At 73.2% G+C, this 17,832-nt stretch carries 17 protein-coding genes; 11 read left to right on the plus strand and 6 right to left on the minus strand.

Annotated elements, in window-relative coordinates; translation table 11 throughout:
• Positions 1 to 58: 58 nt before the first annotated feature.
• Positions 59 to 1,375, minus strand: a complete 1,317-nt coding sequence (locus ABZ809_RS07010; protein WP_357561525.1) for a serine hydrolase domain-containing protein — start codon at positions 1,373 to 1,375, stop codon at positions 59 to 61.
• 111 nt (positions 1,376 to 1,486) lie between these two features.
• Here ABZ809_RS07010 and ABZ809_RS07015 point away from each other — a divergent pair, with 111 nt between their 5' ends.
• The 4 genes from ABZ809_RS07015 (at position 1,487) to ABZ809_RS07030 (ending at position 6,370) form a co-directional block, all read left to right on the plus strand.
• Positions 1,487 to 1,960, plus strand: coding sequence for an NfeD family protein (locus tag ABZ809_RS07015; protein WP_357561526.1), 474 nt, complete (start codon positions 1,487 to 1,489; stop codon positions 1,958 to 1,960).
• A gap of 4 nt (positions 1,961 to 1,964) precedes the next feature.
• Positions 1,965 to 3,071 carry an SPFH domain-containing protein gene (locus tag ABZ809_RS07020; RefSeq protein WP_357561528.1) on the plus strand — a complete coding sequence of 369 codons (1,107 nt, stop codon included), beginning with the start codon at positions 1,965 to 1,967 and terminating at the stop codon, positions 3,069 to 3,071.
• Between the two features lie 149 nt (positions 3,072 to 3,220).
• Positions 3,221 to 4,015 carry a hypothetical protein gene (locus tag ABZ809_RS07025; RefSeq protein ID WP_357561530.1) on the plus strand — a complete coding sequence of 265 codons (795 nt, stop codon included), beginning with the start codon at positions 3,221 to 3,223 and terminating at the stop codon, positions 4,013 to 4,015.
• 147 nt (positions 4,016 to 4,162) lie between these two features.
• A complete protein-coding gene (locus ABZ809_RS07030; RefSeq protein WP_357561532.1) occupies positions 4,163 to 6,370 on the plus strand; it encodes a transglycosylase domain-containing protein in 2,208 nt (735 codons plus the stop codon).
• Between the two features lie 225 nt (positions 6,371 to 6,595).
• Here the strand turns inward: ABZ809_RS07030 and ABZ809_RS07035 are convergent, their stop codons facing one another.
• Complete coding sequence (locus ABZ809_RS07035; protein WP_357561534.1) at positions 6,596 to 7,219, minus strand: thymidylate kinase; 624 nt, start codon at positions 7,217 to 7,219, stop codon at positions 6,596 to 6,598.
• Positions 7,220 to 7,361: 142 nt separating this feature from the next.
• On the opposite strand from ABZ809_RS07035, the gene ABZ809_RS07040 reads away from it, so the two are divergent.
• Positions 7,362 to 7,925, plus strand: a complete 564-nt coding sequence (locus ABZ809_RS07040; protein WP_357561536.1) for a dihydrofolate reductase family protein — start codon at positions 7,362 to 7,364, stop codon at positions 7,923 to 7,925.
• 19 nt (positions 7,926 to 7,944) lie between these two features.
• On the opposite strand, the gene ABZ809_RS07045 is transcribed toward ABZ809_RS07040, so the two are convergent.
• Positions 7,945 to 9,792, minus strand: coding sequence for a thiamine pyrophosphate-requiring protein (locus ABZ809_RS07045; RefSeq protein WP_357561813.1), 1,848 nt, complete (start codon positions 9,790 to 9,792; stop codon positions 7,945 to 7,947).
• A gap of 167 nt (positions 9,793 to 9,959) precedes the next feature.
• Between ABZ809_RS07045 and ABZ809_RS07050 the strand changes: the two genes are divergently transcribed.
• Both ABZ809_RS07050 and argG read left to right on the plus strand, forming a co-directional pair.
• Positions 9,960 to 10,769: an RNA methyltransferase gene (locus ABZ809_RS07050; protein ID WP_357561537.1), complete on the plus strand. Its 810-nt coding sequence runs from the start codon at positions 9,960 to 9,962 to the stop codon at positions 10,767 to 10,769.
• A gap of 93 nt (positions 10,770 to 10,862) precedes the next feature.
• Positions 10,863 to 12,314: an argininosuccinate synthase gene (gene argG, locus ABZ809_RS07055; protein WP_357561538.1), complete on the plus strand. Its 1,452-nt coding sequence runs from the start codon at positions 10,863 to 10,865 to the stop codon at positions 12,312 to 12,314.
• Positions 12,315 to 12,415: 101 nt separating this feature from the next.
• Here the strand turns inward: argG and ABZ809_RS07060 are convergent, their stop codons facing one another.
• Positions 12,416 to 13,363 (minus strand): NADP-dependent oxidoreductase, encoded by a 948-nt coding sequence (locus ABZ809_RS07060; protein WP_357561539.1) that lies wholly within the window; start codon positions 13,361 to 13,363, stop codon positions 12,416 to 12,418.
• 137 nt (positions 13,364 to 13,500) lie between these two features.
• Between ABZ809_RS07060 and ABZ809_RS07065 the strand changes: the two genes are divergently transcribed.
• Positions 13,501 to 13,923, plus strand: a complete 423-nt coding sequence (locus tag ABZ809_RS07065; protein WP_357561540.1) for a MarR family transcriptional regulator — start codon at positions 13,501 to 13,503, stop codon at positions 13,921 to 13,923.
• A 67-nt stretch (positions 13,924 to 13,990) separates the two neighbouring features.
• Here ABZ809_RS07065 and ABZ809_RS07070 read toward each other — a convergent pair whose 3' ends face one another.
• Both ABZ809_RS07070 and ABZ809_RS07075 read right to left on the minus strand, forming a co-directional pair.
• Positions 13,991 to 14,179 carry a DUF397 domain-containing protein gene (locus ABZ809_RS07070; protein ID WP_357561541.1) on the minus strand — a complete coding sequence of 63 codons (189 nt, stop codon included), beginning with the start codon at positions 14,177 to 14,179 and terminating at the stop codon, positions 13,991 to 13,993.
• Positions 14,166 to 14,972 carry a helix-turn-helix transcriptional regulator gene (locus tag ABZ809_RS07075; protein ID WP_357561542.1) on the minus strand — a complete coding sequence of 269 codons (807 nt, stop codon included), beginning with the start codon at positions 14,970 to 14,972 and terminating at the stop codon, positions 14,166 to 14,168. Before ABZ809_RS07075 ends, ABZ809_RS07070 begins: the two co-directional genes overlap by 14 nt.
• 251 nt (positions 14,973 to 15,223) lie before the next feature.
• On the opposite strand from ABZ809_RS07075, the gene ABZ809_RS07080 reads away from it, so the two are divergent.
• From ABZ809_RS07080 to ABZ809_RS07090, 3 genes are all read left to right on the plus strand, one after another.
• A complete protein-coding gene (locus tag ABZ809_RS07080; RefSeq protein ID WP_357561543.1) occupies positions 15,224 to 15,484 on the plus strand; it encodes a hypothetical protein in 261 nt (86 codons plus the stop codon).
• Positions 15,484 to 15,732 (plus strand): flavin reductase, encoded by a 249-nt coding sequence (locus ABZ809_RS07085; RefSeq protein WP_357561544.1) that lies wholly within the window; start codon positions 15,484 to 15,486, stop codon positions 15,730 to 15,732. The genes ABZ809_RS07080 and ABZ809_RS07085 overlap by 1 nt, the downstream gene beginning before the upstream one ends.
• An 81-nt stretch (positions 15,733 to 15,813) precedes the next feature.
• Complete coding sequence (locus tag ABZ809_RS07090) at positions 15,814 to 17,751, plus strand: PucR family transcriptional regulator (protein ID WP_357561545.1); 1,938 nt, start codon at positions 15,814 to 15,816, stop codon at positions 17,749 to 17,751.
• The last annotated feature ends 81 nt before the right edge of the window (positions 17,752 to 17,832 follow it).

A 17,832-nucleotide genomic window follows, 5' to 3' on the forward strand; every position in this document is an offset into this window, starting at 1 on the left:
GGGAGCGGTGGTGGGCGTGGCGCGGGAGTGGGCGTGGCGCGGGAGTGGGCGTGGGCGGTCAGGGCTCCTGGTCGGGGCTGCGGGTGAAGACGAACGTGGCGATGTCGAGAGCCGTCACCCGCCCCGCCTCGTCGCGCAGCACCGTGAGGATCTCGCCGTTCTCGGAGCCGGAGCAGCCCCGCCAGCGGTCCGGCCCGTCCGGGGCGAACCGGCTCACCCGCACGCCCCGCACGTGGGCCACCAGCTCACCCGCGACCGCGTCCCAGGTCAGGTCGAGCGGCGCGCCCATCCACCACCAACGGCCGGCCACGTCGGTGACGTCGGCGGTGGGGGCGGCGGCGGCCGGGCGCCAGGGCTGCGGGAAGGCCGGCTCGGCGTCCAGCACGGTGGTGAGGATCTGTAGCGCGAGACCGCCGATCCCGCCGGTGCGGAAGCCGTACGAGTTGGCGAAGCCGACCACGCCGGTGCGGGAGGGGCGGTGCACGGCCAGGGCGGCCACGTAGCCGGGCATCGAGCCGCCGTGCCCGACGTACACCCGCTCGCCCTGCCGGTAGAGCTCCAGCCCCAGGCCGTGCCCGCCGGTCCACGAGTCGACGTCGCTGATCGCCACCGGGGTGCACATCTCGGTCAGCGTGCCCGGGGCCAGCACCTCCGGCGTCGGGTCGGCCAGGAACGCCGCCCACCGGGCCAGATCCTCGGCGGTCGACCAGAGCTGCCCGGCCGGGGCCATCGCCCCGGTGTCGGTACGCGGCTCCTCCCGCAGGGTGTCGTGGAAGGGGTGCACCACGTAGCCGCGGGCGAACGGCTCGGTGGCCGCGTACGTCGTGCGGCCCATCCCGAGCGGCTCCAGCACGCGCTGGCGCAGCAGCTCCGCCCACGGGGTGCCGGTGATCCGCTCCAGCACCCCGCCGAGCAGCCCGTACGCCAGGTTGGAGTAGTGGTAGGACCGGTGCGGGGGATAGGCGATCTTCTCGGCGCTCACCCCGGCCAGCACCGTGGCCAGGTCCCCGACCTCGGCGCGCTCCCACCACTGCCCGTCCGGCTCGCGGCGCAGGCCGCTGGCGTGGCCGAGCAGTTGCCGCAGGGTGAGCGCGCCCACACCGGTGCCGGGCAGGTGCCGCTCCAGCGGGTCGTCCAGGCTCAGCCGGCCGGCGTCGCGCTCCTGCATGACGAGGGTCGCGGTCATCGTCTTGCTGATCGAGCCGAGGCGGTACTGGAGGTCGGCGTCGGGGCGCGGGTGCTCGCCGGCGGTGGCGAGGTGCGTCAGCGCGCCGTCCCGCACCACGCCGATCAACAACGACGGCGTGCGGCCGGCGGACTGCGCCCCGGCGACGAGGACATCGACATGGCGGGCGGTCTCGGGCAGCAGGGACACGCGCTCTCCTCGATGGATTCCGGTGCCGTCGGGGTGGGCCGCCGGCGTGCCGCCGAGCTTACTGATCTTCGCCGGTGGGCTCCACGTGCTTTGACGTGTCACGATCGGGGGGTGGACGCCGTGTTCTGGATCGTGCTGGGTGTCGTGCTGGCGGTCGCCGAGATCTTCACCACGACACTGTTCCTGGTCATGTTCGCGGTCGGGGCCCTCGCCGCAGCCGGGGCCGCGGCGCTCGGCGCGCCCGTCGGCGTGCAGGCGATCGTCTTCGCCGGTGTGTCGGCGCTGACGGTGCTGGGCGTGCGGCCCACGCTGCGCAGGCACCGCCGTTCCGCGCTGGAGAGCGGCGAGCAGCCGTTCGGTGTGGAGGCGATCGAGGGCAGCACGGCGTTGGTGCTGGAGCGGGTCGACGCCGGGCAGGGCATGGTGAAGATCGACGGTGAGTTGTGGCAGGCCCGCTCCTACGACGCGAGCCAGCACTTCGCCCCCGGCGACCGGGTACAGGTGATCCAGGTGCGGGGTGCCACCGCTCTGGTCTGGCGGGACGACGTTTCCCCTTCCGGCGAGCTACCCGAAGCGAAAAGGTGAGTACATGGAACTTGTGATCCCGGTCCTACTGATCGCCATCGCGTTGATCGGGGTGATCACCCTGGCCAAGGCGGTGCGGATCGTGCCGCAGCAGCGTCAGGACGTGGTCGAGCGGCTCGGCAAGTACAAGCGCACCCTCAACCCGGGGCTGAACATCCTGGTCCCGTTCGTCGACGCGGTGCGCACCAAGGTCGACCTGCGCGAGCAGGTGGTCAGCTTCCCGCCGCAGCCGGTGATCACCTCCGACAACCTGGTCGTCTCGATCGACACCGTGCTCTACTTCAAGGTCGTCGACTCGGTGCGGGCCACGTACGAGATCTCGAACTTCCTCCAGGCCATCGAGCAGCTCACCGTCACGACGCTGCGGAACGTGATCGGCTCGCTCGACCTGGAGCGGGCGCTGACCAGCCGCGACCAGATCAACCGGCACCTGTCCGGCGTGCTGGACGAGACCACCGGGCGGTGGGGCATCAAGGTCACCCGGGTGGAGCTCAAGGCGATCGAGCCGCCGGCGAGCATCCGCGACTCGATGGAGAAGCAGATGCGCGCCGAGCGGGACCGCCGGGCGGCGATCCTGAACGCCGAGGGGCACAAGCAGTCGCAGATCCTCACGGCCGAGGGTGAGAAGCAGTCCGCGGTGCTGCGTGCCGACGGTGACCGGCAGGCCCGGATCCTCCAGGCCGAGGGTCAGGCGAAGGCGATCAAGACGGTGTTCGACGCGATCCACCAGGCGAACCCGAGCCAGAAGGTGCTCGCCTACCAATACCTCCAGGCCCTGCCGCAGATCGCCAACGGCACCGCGAACAAGGTCTGGATCGTGCCGGCCGAGCTGACCAAGGCGCTGGAGGGCATGGGCGGCGCGCTCGGCGGGCTGAGCCGGATGGTCGGCGACGAGCCGGCGCCGGAGGCGGCCGGCAGCGCGGGCGAGGTGGAGCGCGAGGCGGCCGAGGCCGCGCAGGCTGCGGCGGCCGCCGCCCAGCAGATCCACGACGAGGTACGCGTCGCCGAGGCGCAGGCCTCCGGCGGCAAGCCGCAGGGGCTGCCGGCGCCCGAGCCGGTCTCCCCGGCGAGCCTGCTCAACGACCCGGCCGACCAGCGCGAGCGGGGCTGACCGGCCCCCGGGCAAAGATCGCCCGGGAATGCGAGAAAGACTCATGGGGCGCTCCGGCGCCTGCCACCATCGGTCCTAGGACGGGCGGTGAGCAGGCATCGGGGCGCCCCGGCGCGTCTCGCACCGCTCGTGGACGAGCGAGGTGACGCATGAAGGATCCGGCGAAGCGGGTGTGGTCCTCGACCCCCGTCCCGGGCGCCCACGACCCCACCGGACCGCTCGGGAGCCGGCGCACCGGCGGCGGGTTCGGGGTGCTGCCGTTCGTCGAGCCGACCCCGATGGGGCCGGCCACCAACGCGAGCTGGGCCTGGTCGCTGCGCCGGCTCGCCCGGGGCGCGGTGTGGCTGCTCCCCGCGTACGCCATCCTCTACGCCGCCGTGGCGATGGGCAGCGACGGCGGGGTGGGCAACGACCCGTATCCGGCCGACGGGCGTCCGCTCTACCTGGTGGGCTGGGTGGCGGCGGTGTGGCTCGGCCTGCTCGCCCTGCTGGCGCTGACCGGGTTGCTGGCGGCGGCCCGCAGCCGCCGGTCGGCCGTCGCCGGCCTGCTCGTGTCCATCGCCGGCACGGTGCTCATGCTGCCCTTCGCGGGGCTGGCGGAGCAGACCCTGGTCTTCGGCACCACGGCCCGGACGCTCGTGCTCGTCGGCGCCACCTGCTACAGCCTGGGCTGGCTGCTGACGGGCTGGTCGGTGGCCCGGTCCGGGACGTTCAGCATCGGCGACGGCGTGATGCTGATGATCGCCGCCCCGCTGCTGGGCGTCGGCGGCGCGCTGATCGGCTCGTTGCAGACCTTCGGCGCGATCTTCGTGCTGGTCGCCGGCATCGGCATCGGCTACCGCTCCGGTCGCCTGGTGCCCCGCGACATCGCCCGCGACGCCGCGAGTGCGAGCCTCGCCGCCGCGCCGGCCGCCCCCGGCCCGAACGGCCCCCTGCCCACCTGACCGTGGGTCGGGCGGCCGGGACATGTGGGGCCGGTGGTGCGGGCGGGGCGGCCGGAATGGGAAACCGCTGGTAGCGGGCGGTGAAATTGCTGACAGGAGAGCCGGAGGGCTGGTCGGTTGGCCGCTTTCGTGGCAATCCTGGGGACCATGGCCCCACCCCGCTCGCCGCTGTCGCGGCTGTTCACCGTGCTGCTCGCCGGCGTGCTCGCCGGCCTCGTCCTGGCGGTCGCCGCGCTGCCGGGAAACCTGCTGCTCGGGTTCGCCGCCAAGGCGGCGGTCGGGTCGTACGCCGCACTGCCCGAGGCGCTGCGCACCCCGGTCACGCCGCAACGTTCATACCTCTACGCCAACGACGGCAAGACGCTGATCACCACGTTCCACGACGTGAACCGCACCGACGTTCCGCTCGACGAGATCGCCCCGGTGATGCGGCAGGCGATCGTGGCGGCCGAGGACCGGCGCTTCTACGACCACGGTGGCGCGGACCTGCGGGGGCTGCTGCGGGCCGTGGTCTCCAACGTCTCCGGCGGCCAGCAGGGCGGCTCGACGCTGACCATGCAGTACGTCCGCAACGTGCTCAAGACCGATCCCGGCCGCACCGCCGAGGAGCGCGCCGCGGCGACCGAGCAGACCGTGGGGCGCAAGCTCCAGGAGATCCGGTACGCCATGGCGCTGGAGCAGCGCCTGAGCAAGGACGAGATCCTCAACCGCTACCTGAACATCGCGTACTTCGGCTCCGGCGCGTACGGCGTCGCGGCGGCCAGCCAGCGCTACTTCGCCAAGTCCCCGGCGGAGCTGACCCTCGGCGAGGCGGCCCTGCTCGCCGGCCTCGTGCAGTCGCCGGAGGCGTACAGCCCGATCAGCGGCGACCAGGACGCCGCGCTGGAGCGGCGCGGCTACGTGCTCGACTCGATGGTCGAAACCGGCGCGATCAGCGCCGAGGAGGCCGCGCGGGCCAGGACCGAGAAGCTGACGTTGCGCCCGACGGCCCAACCGAACGGCTGCACCGCCGTCGCCGAGGGCCACGACGACTGGGGCTTCTTCTGCGACTACCTGCGGCAGTGGTGGCTCGCGCAGCCGGAGTTCGGCGCGACCGTCGAGGAGCGCGAGCAGGCCCTGCGCCGCGGCGGCTACACGGTGGTGACCTCGCTGGACCCGCAGGTCCAGGCCACCGCGCAGAAGCAGGCCACCAGCGTCTACTCCTACGACAACAAGCGCGCGCTGCCGATCGCCGCCGTCGAGCCGGGCACCGGCCGGGTGCTGGCGATGGCGGTCAACCGGCACTACAGCCTCGACGCCAACCCGGACGGGCAGGCCAACCACCCGAACACGGTCAACCCGCTGATCTCCGGCGGCGACAGCGTGGACGGTTACCAGGCCGGTTCGACGTTCAAGCTCTTCACGATGCTCGCCGCGCTGGAGGCCGGCAAGCCGCTGTCCACCGGCTTCGACGCGCCCGGCCGGCTGCCGACCCGATACGCCGCCGAGGGCGAGGGCAGCTGCGACGGCACGTGGTGCCCGGCCAACGCCAACCCGGAGTGGATGGACGGCTACCGGATGATGTGGGACGGCTTCGGCCGCTCGGTGAACACCTACTTCGTCTGGCTGGCCGAGCAGGTCGGGCAGGAGAAGGTGGTCGAGATGGCACAGCGCCTCGGCATCACCTTCCGGGCCGACGCCGACGCCGCCTTCGCCGAGAACGACGCCGCCAACTGGGGGTCGTTCACCCTGGGCGTGGCCGCCACCACCCCGCTCGACCTGGCCAACGCGTACGCCACCGTGGCCGCCGAGGGGACGTACTGCACGCCGCTGCCGGTGGTCTCGGTGACCGCCGCGGACGGCGAGAAGGTGCCGGTCGGCGACCCGTCCTGCCGGCGGGCGCTCGACGCCGACGTGGCCCGGGCCGCCACCGACGCCGCGCGCTGCCCGGTCGGCCAGCAGTCCGCCTTCGCGCAGTGCAACGGGGGCACGGCCACGTCGGTGAACCGGATCCTCGACGGCCGCCCGGTGGCCGGCAAGACCGGTAGCTCCGAGCGGAACGCCACCGAGACGTTTGTCGGCTTCACCTCGCAGGTGGCGGTCGCCGGCATCGCCGCCAACCCGGACGACCCGACCGACTCGGTGGGCGCCGCCGTGCAGGCGCGGGTGATCGACGCGGTCGCCCGGATCATCGCCACCGCCGTCGACGGCGAGCCGGAAAAGGCCTTCGCGGCCCCCAGTCGCGAGCTGGTCGGCGACCCGCGCCGCCCGGTGGAGCGCCCTCCGGTCGAACAGCGCCGCCCGTCCGAGGACCGGCGCCCCTCGGACGACCAGCGCCAGTCCGACCTGCGCCGCTGGCTCCAGGGCCGCGGCTGACCCCACCCCACCCCACCCCACCCCACCCCCCGCCCCCACCCCCGCCCCCGCCCCCGCCCCGCACGGCGATCTTGCACTTTCCGCCCAGGCAAAGCCGGCATACGCCGCAAACCTTGGGCAGGAAGTGCAAGATCGCGGCGGGCGGGCGGGCGGGCGCGGGGGGCGGGGCGGGCGCGGGGGGCGGGGGCGCGGGGGTGCGGGGGCGGCGGGCTGTCTGCGCATGTGTTACTGCGGCAGCGGGGGGCGGTGGCGGGGGAGGGTGGCCCGGATCGCCCGGTCGAGGGCGGCGCCGACCTCGGCCGGGTCGCCGTCCGCGTCGACGACGGTGAACGTGTCGAACTCCGGCAGTCCCCGGTAGGCGGCGTCCAGGGCCCGCAGGTGGGCCAGTTCCTCGGTGTCGATGCCCCGGGCCAGCACCCGCTGCTGCGCCCGTTCGGGCGAGACCGCCAGGAAGCAGACCAGGCCCGGTCGCGGGAAGATCGCGTACGCCAGCCGGGCCAACCGCCCGCCCCGGTCGCCGCGGACCCGCATCACCACGTACTGGCACCAGGCCCAGCGGTCCATGACCGCCGTGCGACCGGTCAGCCGGGCGGCCAGCACCGCCCGGGCGATGGCGAGCCAGCGTACGGTCGCCTCGATGGCCACATAGCCGGTGCGGCCGAACAGGTGCGGCCCGTCGCGGCGGCCCAGCGCCTGCGCGAGCCGGTTCCAGAGGGGCCGGCCGCCAGCGTTCTCGAAGTAGCTGGCCGGCACCCCGCCCGCGCTCAGCCGGGCGGCCAGCGCCTTTGCCTGGGTGGTCTTTCCGGCCCCGTCGACGCCGATCAGGGCAATGATCATCGGACGGCGCATGAGCGGGACGGTAGTCGCCTCGGACAAGCCCCTGGAAAATTCTTGAGAAAGTTGTTCCGGGCTGTCGGATCCGGCGGCGCCGCTCCGACCACCTGGTGAAAGCGCCCGCGAGGGGGGCGTCGATGCCAGGAGGAGCAGCGCGATGCGGAAGATCATCTACGGGGTGCACCAGTCGCTCGACGGGTTCATCGAGGGCCCGAACGGCGAGTTCGACTGGCCGCAGATGGGTGGCGAACTGTCCGCGTACTCGCTGGAGCAGTGCGACCGGGTCGACGCCTTCCTCTACGGCCACCGGGTCTGGGAACTCATGGCCGGTTACTGGCCGCAGGCCGAGTCGATCTCCGACGACCCGCACGATCTGGCATTCGTGCCGATCTGGCGGCGTACGCCGAAGGTGGTGATCTCGCGGACCCTCACCGGGGCCGAGCACGGCGCCCAGGTGGTCGGCGGGGTCGACCTCGGCAAGGAGATCGCGGCGCTCAAGGAGCAGCCGGGCGGCGACCTGCTGCTCAACGGCGGTGCCGGCGCCGCCGGGGCACTGACCGACCTCGGCCTGATCGACGAGTACCAGATCTACGTCCACCCGGTGGTGCTCGGCGGCGGCAAGCCGGTCTTCTCGGTCCCCGAGCGGATCAACCTGCGGCTGGTCGAGTCGCGGACCTTCGACGACCGGACGGTGCTGCTGCGCTACCACCGGGCGGACTGAGCCTCGGCCGGGGCGCGGCTCAGTGCCGGCCGCGTCCCGACCGCAGGGTGCTGACCGCCGCGGGCAGGCCCCGCCGGAGGATGCCCGCCCAGTCGGTGTCGCCGCGCAGCACGGCCGCGGCGGTCTTGCGGGCCTGTTCGGCGGTGAAGTGCGGCGGCAGCATCAGCTCGGCCGGGTCGACCAACGCGTTGACGACCACGGGTCGGTCCGCGGTCAACGCCCGTTCCCAGACGCCCGGCACATGGTCCGGCGCGTCGACCAGCTCGCCGTGCAGGCCCAGCACCTCCGCCCAGCGGTGGTAGCCGATGTCGGGTAGCTGTTGGCTGTCGGGGAACATCGGCGTCCCCTCGGTGGAGCGCTGCTCCCAACTGACGAAGGCCAGGTCCCGGTTGTTGAGCACCAGCACCACGAACCGCGGGTCGGCCCAGCTCCGCCAGTACTTGGCCACCGTGATCAGCTCGTTGACGCCGTTCATCTGCATCGCGCCGTCGCCGATCAACGCCACCAGCGGGCGGTCCGGGTGGGCGAACTTGGCGGCCAGGGCGTACGGCATCGCGCCGCCCATCGAGAGCAGGGTGCCGGAGAGGCTGGCCAGCATGCCGGGGCGGACCTGGACGTGGCGGGCGTACCAGGCGGTGGCGGTGCCGCAGTCCACCGCGAGCATCACGTCGTCGGGCAGCCGGTCGCTGAGGGTGGCGAAGAGCAACTGCGGGTTGACCGGGTCGGCGGCCTGCCCGGCCAGCTCCCGTTGCGCCCGGCGCCAGGCCGTGGTCTCCCCGGCGATGGTGGCCCGCCAGCGGGTCGGCCCCGGCCCCGGGCCCAGCTCCCGCAGCAGGGCCCGCAGGGTGGGGCCGGCGTCCCCGGTCAGGTTCACCTCGGTCGGGTAGCGCAGCCCCAACTGCGTGCCGTCCCGGTCGATCTGCACCGCCCGGGCCCGCCCCCGGGGTGGATAGAACTCCGAGTACGGCATGTTGCTGCCCACGATCAGCAGCCGGTCGCAGTCGTTCATCAGCCGCCAGCTCGGGCGGGTGCCGAGCAGCCCGATCGCGCCGGTCACCCACGGCTCCCGGTGGTCGACGGCGGCGAAACCGAGCAGGGCGGTCGCCACTCCCGCGCCGAGCCGGTTGGCGATCTCACGCACCTCGTCCTCCGCGCCCAGCGCGCCCTGCCCGACCAGCATGGCCACCCGCTCGCCGCCGCGCAGCACCTCGGCCGCCCGGCGCAGCTCCGCCTCCGGTGGCACGGTCGGCTCGCTGCTGGGCACGTTGCTGGTGTGGTAGTAGCCGTGCGCGTGCGGCGGCTCCGGCACGGCCGGCGCGTCCTGGATGTCGGACGGCAGCACCAGTGCGGTGACGGTACGCCGGGCCAGCGCCGTGCGGCACGCCCGGTCGACCAGGTGGCGGACCTGGCTGGGATGGTCGAGCTGGGCCAGGAAGGCGGCGGCGACGTCCTTGTAGAGGGCGAGCAGGTCCACCTCCTGGTAGTAGCCGCCGCCCTCGGCGGTGAGCGCCGTGTGGCCGACCAGGGCGACCACCGGCTGGTGGTCCAGCTTGGCGTCGTACAGCCCGTTGAGCAGGTGGATGGCACCGGGTCCGCTGGTCACCAGCGCGCAGCCGAGCGGCCCGCCGCCGTACTTCACGTGCGCCGAGGCGGCGAATCCGGCGGTCTCCTCGTGCCGGACCTGGACGAACTGCGCCCGTTCCCGGGTGCGTTGCAGCGCCGAGGTCAGGCCGTTGATGCCGTCGCCCGGATAGCCGAAGTAGCGGCGGACACCCCAGCCGGCCAGCCGGTGCACGATGTGGTCCGCGACGGTGGCGTCGCGGGGCAGGGCACCCAGGTCGACGCGCCATCCGTCCGGGTGGTCGATGCTGGCCGATCCCGGCGCGCCCGTGGGGTGTGCGTTCACCTGACTTGTCCCTTCCGTCGTCTGCCGCTCCGGCCCGCCATTCCCCTTCTTACCCGGACAAAACGCCGCAGGCCGAGCCGGCGTCCGGCGGCGCGGGGCGGCTGCGTCGCGTCCGGCAGAATCGGCGGGTGCCCATCCACCAGATCACCGACCCCGACGACGACCGGATCGCCGACTACCGCGCGTTGACCGACGTCGAGCTGCGTACCCGCTGGGAGCCGCCGCACGGCCTCTTCATCGCCGAGGGGGAGTTGGTGCTGCGCCGGGCGCTGCGGGCCGGCTACCCGGCCCGGTCGTTCCTGGTGGACGCCAAGCGGGTCGACCAGCTCGCCGACCTGGACACCGGCGACGCCCCCGTCTACGCCGCCAGCCAGGAGGTGCTGCAACGGGCCACCGGCTTCCACGTGCACCGGGGCGTGCTGGCGTCGTTCCGGCGCAAGCCGCTGCCGGCCGCCGCCGAGGTGCTGGCGGACGCCCGGCGGGTGGTGATCCTCGAAGACGTGAACAACCACACCAACCTGGGCGCCATCTTCAGAGGGGCGGCGGCGCTCGGCATGGATGCTGTCCTTCTCTCGCCCACCTGCGCCGATCCGCTCTACCGGCGGAGCGTACGCGTCAGCATGGGTGAGGTCTTCGCGGTGCCGTACGCCAAGTTGGCGCAGTGGCCGGCGGGCCTGGACCAGGTCCGGGAGGCGGGTTTCAGCGTGCTCGCCATGACGCCGGCCGCGGACGCCGTGCCGATGCAGCGGCTCACCCCCGCGCAGCGGGAGCGGGCGGCGCTGCTCCTGGGCGCCGAGGGCCCCGGCCTCACGCAGGCCGCCCAGGCCGCCAGCGACGTGAAGGTGGTCATCCCGATGCGCCGGGGAGTGGACTCCCTGAACGTGGCCGCGGCCGCCGCCGTCGCCTTCTGGGAACTGGGCCGCGACGACCCGTCTTAGCGATGCCGGAACGCCGGATGGTGATCCCGGCGCGCAGTGGCGTCGACGGGCTTTGATTTGCATTGTCATGCGGTCTAGTGCATAGTCTTCCTCGTGTCCAAGGTTCTGACCTCCCTGCCCATCGGTGAACGTGTCGGCATCGCCTTCTCCGGCGGCCTCGACACCTCGGTCGCGGTCGCGTGGATGCGTGACAAGGGCGCCATCCCGTGCGCCTACACCGCCGACATCGGCCAGTACGACGAGCCCGACATCGCCTCGGTGCCCGGTCGCGCGCTCAGCTACGGCGCCGAGGTCGCCCGGCTGGTCGACTGCCGCGCCGCCCTGGTCGAGGAGGGCCTGGCGGCGTTGACCTGCGGGGCCTTCCACATCCGCTCGGGCGGGCGGGCGTACTTCAACACCACTCCGCTGGGCCGGGCCGTGACCGGGACCCTGCTGGTGCGGGCGATGATCTCCGACGACGTCCAGATCTGGGGCGACGGCTCGACGTTCAAGGGCAACGACATCGAGCGGTTCTACCGGTACGGCCTGCTGGCCAACCCGCAGCTACGCATCTACAAGCCGTGGCTCGACACCGACTTCGTCACCGAGCTGGGTGGGCGCAAGGAGATGTCGGAGTGGCTGCTCGAACGCGGCCTGCCGTACCGGGACAGCACCGAGAAGGCGTACTCCACCGACGCCAACATCTGGGGCGCCACGCACGAGGCGAAGACCCTCGAACACCTCGACACCGGCATCGAGACGGTCAACCCGATCATGGGCGTCCGGTTCTGGGACCTGTCGGTGGAGATCCCGACCGAGGACGTCACGATCGGCTTCGACCAGGGCCGCCCGGTGACGATCAACGGCAAGGAGTTCGGCAGCCCCGTCGACCTGGTGCTGGAGGCCAACGCCATCGGCGGTCGGCACGGCATGGGCATGTCGGACCAGATCGAGAACCGGATCATCGAGGCCAAGAGCCGGGGCATCTACGAGGCGCCCGGCATGGCGCTGCTGCACGCCGCGTACGAGCGGCTGGTCAACGCCATCCACAACGAGGACACCCTGGCGAACTACCACAACGAGGGCCGCCGCCTCGGTCGGCTGATGTACGAGGGCCGCTGGCTGGACCCGCAGGCGCTGATGCTGCGCGAGTCGTTGCAGCGCTGGGTCGGCACGGCGGTCACCGGCGAGGTGACGCTGCGGCTGCGCCGGGGCGAGGACTACTCGATCCTGGACACCACCGGCCCGGCGTTCAGCTACCACCCCGACAAGCTGTCGATGGAGCGTACCGAGGACTCGGCGTTCGGCCCGTCGGACCGGATCGGCCAGCTCACCATGCGCAACCTGGACATCGCCGACTCGCGGGCGAAGCTGGAGCAGTACGCCACCCTCGGCATGGTCGGCGGCCCGAACCCGCAGCGGATGGTCGGCGCCGCGCAGGCCGCCTCGACCGGGTTGATCGGCGCGATGCCGCAGGGCGGCGCGGAGGCCATCGCCTCGCGGGGCGTCTCCTCCGCCGACGACGAGGCACTGGACCGCGCCGCGATGGAGTTCGGCGTCGACTGAGCGCCATCTCTGGACGTGATCGTCACGCGGCCCGGAAGTCCCTCACGTCGAGGGGCTTCCGGGCCGCGTCGGTCAGGGAGCCCCGGGCCGTCTGTCGCGTCCTATCCGACCTTGAGGGCCAGCTTCCCGACATAGTGATCATTCAGGGCGCGGTGCGCATCCCCGGCGCGCGCCAACGGGAAGCTCCGGGCGACGTGGACCTCGAAGGAGCTCGCCTCGATGATCGCGTTCAGCCGATCGGTGGCGGTGCGGCTCCGATCCCCGTCGTAGTGCGACACCGTCGCGCCCGGCGACGCTACCGGCGCGGGCAGGACACCGTTCGGCCAGGCGATCCGTCCCGACTTCCTGATCGCGCGCAGGGATCGTTCGGCAATCTCGCCTCCTACGGTGACCAGAGCCGCATCGAGCCCGTCCGGTGCGAACTCGGACGCCGCGGCCAACACGTCGTCCCGGCGACCGTCGACGGCGTCGTCGGCGCCCAGCCGCCGGGCCAGGGCGACACCGTCGTCACCGGAGGCCACGGCCAGCACCCGGATGCCGCTGTGCCGCGCCAGCTGCACGGCCATGTGGCCGATGCCCCCGCTGGCCCCGAAGACCATGAGCGTCTCGCCCGGCCGCAGGCCGAGCAGGTCGAGGCCGCTCAGTGCGGTCAGGGCATCCCACGCCATCGCGCCGGCCTGTTCGGTCGGCAGCCGATCGGGTACGCGAGCCACGAACTCCGCCTCGACGACGCCGTACTCGGCGTAGAAGCCGCCACGCGGCACCGGCATCGTCGCGGCGTAGACCCGCTCGCCCACGTCGAACCGCGTGACGTTGCGTCCGACTGCGGCCACCGTGCCCGCCGCGTCCCAGCCGAGGACGTAGGGGAAGGTCGACGCGACACCGAAGACGCCGTCGTATTCCCCCTCCCGCTCGCCCGCGTCCCAGGATCCGACCCCCGCGAACTCCACCCGGACGAGGACGTCGTCGTCGCCGACCTGCGGGAGCGGTATCCGGCGCGACGAGAACTCGTCGACTCCGCCGAACCGGTCAAGGACGACCGCGTTCATCCGCGGCGCCCCGACATCGCCGTCCGTTGTGCGCTCGACTCTGCTCGCCATCGGCCCCCCTCGTTTACTTGAGTGCATCAAGGATCAGTGGACCACAACTATTTGAGGGAATCAACTAACTCCTTTAGGCTGGGGGCATGGCGCTGCCGAGTGGACCCGTGACCACCTCGTCCGAGGCCGAGGCCGCCTTGTTCGACCTGGTCGACGTGTACGACCGCGCCTACGAGGCGGCGGCGGCCGAGCTGTCGCTCAGCCCGGCGCAGGCATGTGTGCTTGGGCGACTCGACGAGCGACGGGGCATGGGCGCCCTGGCCGAGGAACTCGGCTGCGATGCCTCCAACATCACCCAGATCGTCGTGCGTCTCGAAGCGCTCGGCCTCGTGACGCGCGAGCCGAATCCCCGGGACCGCCGCGCACGACTCGTCGCGAGAACCCCCCGGGGAGACGAGATCAACCACCGGTTCGCCACGGCCTTCACCTTCGCCCGCACGGCGGTCGGACGACTCTCACCCGAAGAACAGGACCAGTTGACGGCGCTGCTGCGCAAGGCACTGGGCTGACCCGCACCCGCAGCCCCACCCCGTCGCGCCGGATCCGACGGCTTCAGGGGGCACTGGGGCGCGTCGGTCAGGCGCGCTTGGCGAGGCCGAGGAACGCCGTCCAGGCGGCCGGGGTGAAGGTGAGCGCCGGACCCGCCGGGTCCTTGCTGTCGCGTACGGCGACGACACCGGGCAGGTTGTCGGCGACCTCGACGCATTCGCCGCCACTCGACCCGCTGCGGGTGGACGTGCGCCACGCGGCGTCACTGAGGTTCATGGTGGGCCTGCACTTCCTTCATCAGGTCGATGGACTGCCGGCGGGGCAGGGCCTCGGTGCGGACATTCTCCCACCGGGCCAGCAGGGCGGCCACCCCGTCCTCGTCGTCGACCACGGCCCCGCCGAGCTGATGCTCCAGGTGCCCGACCCAGCCGCCGTCGGCGGAGCGGGCCAGGGCGAACGGACCCGACGACCCGATGTGCAGCCCGGTGCTCCGCGGGACGAGGTGGATGTGGACGTGCGGCAGGTCGGCCACCTCGATCAGCCGGCCGACCTGCTGCACCATGATCCCGCTCAGCCCTTCGGCCGTCCGGCTCAGCACCGACTCGTCCACGACCACCACGATCTGCGGCGGGTCCTCCCGGGCCAGGATCTCCTGCCGAGCCAGCCGGGCGGCCAGCTTCCGCTCGACCTCGGCCTCGGAGAAGGTGTCGTTGAAGCGCAGCACGGCGCGGGCGTAGTTCTCCGTCTGGAACAGGCCGGGGATCAGAGCTGGGTTGAAGTACCGGAGCTGCCTCGCGGCGCGTTCGGCCTCCAGCCACGGCCGGAACCACGAGGGCTCCCGGTCCCGCTCGGCGATCCGCAGCAGCGCCACCAGCAGGTCACCGGAGTGGAGCACCTCGTCCGCGCGGGCCAGGAACACCCGGTCGAGCGGGCGGGTGCCGGTCTCCACGGCGGACACCATCGACGCCGAATAGTGCACCAGCCGGCCGAACTCCTCCTGGCTGAGGTTGGCGTTCATCCGCATCCGCCGGAGCTGGGTGCGGATCAGGTCGGCGGTCGGCTCCTCCACAGTTCCTCCACACATCTCACCTGAGGTCCACTCGGGATTCCGGCTTGACGTACCGCTGTCGAAGCGCGGCCACGACCGGGCCGATCGCCTTCCGACGGTAGTCGCGTGCTCACCAGACTGTCACGCAGGCGGCCCCGCTCGGCGCCCGGAGGACCCGGGCGGGTCCGCCCCGGCCGTCCGCTCCCGGGCGGCCCGTCCTGCTGACGGAGGTCGACGTGTGTAATTCCAGGGGCCGACGGCGAACGCCTCTCGTGGCGACGCACGTGGCCGGCTCGCCCGACTGGCGGTGCCGGGGGTGCGGGCAGCCCTGGCCCTGCCCCGCGCTGCGGGCGATGCCGGATCCCGCGTCGCAGGACCTGCTGCCGGTGGTCTCGGCCCTGCTCACGGCCGCGATCCGCGATCTCCGGGGCCGCCCGGGCGGCCCCGACCCGATCGACGTGGTACGCCGGTTCCTGTGGTGGCTGCCGTTGAGCCACGACGAGGCACGCGCCATCGCCCTGCGGATGCGCTGATGGCGTACCGGAGGATTCCACACCTGCCGATGCGCCCGCTCTGGCGGTGCCGCAACTGCGGCGCGGAGTGGCCCTGCCCGCCGTGTCGGCTCGGCCTGCTGGCGGAGTACCGGGGTGACCGCGTCGGCCTGCTGTTGCACCTGAGCGCGCTGATGGCCGACGCCCACGCCCAGCTCGCCCAGCTCAACCCCGAGCGCCCCCTAGACCTGCGGGAACGCTTCCTCGACTGGGCACGTGCCCGGGACTGAGCGCGGAACTGCCCGCGCCCGAGCGGCACGAACCTTGGACGGGACGACTGCCCGTGCGGGAGCTATGTCACGGACGGTAGCGTGTCGCCCGTGTTCCCTACCGTCCGTGAGGTCCTCGCGCTGGACCCGGTCCGCCACGGCGCGCCGCGCCTGGTGGCCGGGGACGCCGGCCTCGACCGCCCGGTGCGCTGGGTGCACGTGACCGAGGTGCCCGACATCGCCACCCTGCTCCGTGGCGGTGAGCTGGTGCTCACCACCGGCATCGGGCTGCCCGCCGACGACGCCGGGCTGCGCGCGTTCATCGGCGACCTGGCGGACGTGGGGGTCTCCGGCCTGGTCGTCGAGTTGGGCCGCCGGTACGTCAGCGGGGTGCCCCGGGTGATGGCCGCCGCCGCCGAGCGGCGCGGGCTGCCCCTGGTCGAGCTGCGGCGGGCCACCCCGTTCGTCGGGATCACCGAGGCGGTGCACGCGCTCATCGTCGACGCCCAGTTGACCGAGCTGCGGGCGACGGAGGAGATCCACCAGCGCTTCACCGAGCTGTCGGTCGAGGGCGCCGGCCCCGGCGAGGTGGTCCGCCAGGCCGCCGAACTCTCCGGCTGCCCGGTGGTGCTGGAGAACCTCTCCCGGCAGGTGCTCGCGTACGACCCGGCGGGGGAGAGCGCCGAGCTGCTGCTGGACGGCTGGGAGCAGCACTCCCGGCGGATCCGGCCGGCCGGGCGGACCGCGTACGACGGTGACAACGGCTGGCTGGTGACCACCGTCGGCGCCCGGGGGCAGGACTGGGGCCGGCTGCTGCTGCGCTGGCCGGGCGGGGGCGACCTGGATACCGGCCGGGGCTCCTTCGACCCCGCGCCGGAGGGCGGCGCGGCCCCGGAGGGTGATGTCGGTCGACCCGCCGCCGCCCCACCCACCCGGCTGACGATCCTGGTCGAACGGGCCGCCTCGACGCTGGCCCTGGGCCGGCTGATCCGGCGCGACGCGGAGGGCCTGGAGCGGCAGCTCCACCGTACGCTGCTGACCGCCCTGCTCGACCACTCCCGGCCGGTGGACGAGGTCGCCCTGCGGGCCCGGGCGCTCGGCGTGGTGCTGGAGCGGCGGCACCTGGTCGGGGTGATGGTCCGGCACCGGACCGACGACCCGACGGGCGAGGGCGGTCCGGCCGCGGAGCCCGGGCACAACGGCGACCCGGGTGCGGGTGGCCCGGCGGCCGGCCCGGCGCGGCTGCGGGATCTCGCCGAGGCGGTCGGGCAGGCGCTGCACGAGGCGAAGCTGACCGGCCTGTCCAGCGCCGTCGACGACCACGCCGTCGGCGTGCTGCTCGCCCTGCCGGAGTCGGCGGCCGAGGAGCGTGCGCTGACCGCGTTCGCCACCGCGCTGCGCCGCGCCCGCCCGGACGGGCCCGCCCGCGACACCGGCCCGCCCCGGTCGAACGGACGGCCGGACGGCACCTCCCGGTCGAGCGGCAACCCCCGGTCGGACGGCACCGCCCGCCCGGACGGGGCTGCCCGCGACGGTGGCTCGCCCCGGCTCACCGGACGCTCGGACGGGACCGGCCGTACGCCGTCGGGTGGTGCCGTGCTCATCGCGGCCGGGTCGGGTGTGGGCAGCCTGCGTGAGGCCCGCCGGTCGCTCATCGAGGCGCGGCAGATCGCCGACGCCGCCCGGCGGGACCGGCGCGACCTGCCCGTCTTCCGGCCGCCGCACGTCGGGCTGGCGGGGATGCTGCACCTGCTGCGCGACGAGCCCCGGTTGCAGACCTTCGTCGAGCGGGAACTCGGCGCGCTGCTCACCTACGACGCGCAGCATCCCCGCGAGCAGTTGCTGGGCACCCTGCGGGCGTACCTGGACCAGGGCCGGAACAAGTCGGCGGCGGCCGGCGCGGCGCACCTGTCCCGCCCGGCCTTCTACGAGCGGCTGGCCCGCATCCGCCGGGTCCTCGACGTGGACCTCGACTCGGTCGAGGCCTGCCTCTCCCTCCACGTCGCCCTGCTGGCCCTCGACGCCATCCGCACCCCCTGACCGCCCCCCTTCTGCCGCCGTTGATCATGGCGTTGGCGGGGACGAATCGCCCGAACCACACCGCCAACGTCATGATCAACG

Source organism: Micromonospora sp. NPDC047074 (assembly GCF_040643815.1).
In the GTDB taxonomy this organism is placed as follows: domain Bacteria; phylum Actinomycetota; class Actinomycetes; order Mycobacteriales; family Micromonosporaceae; genus Micromonospora.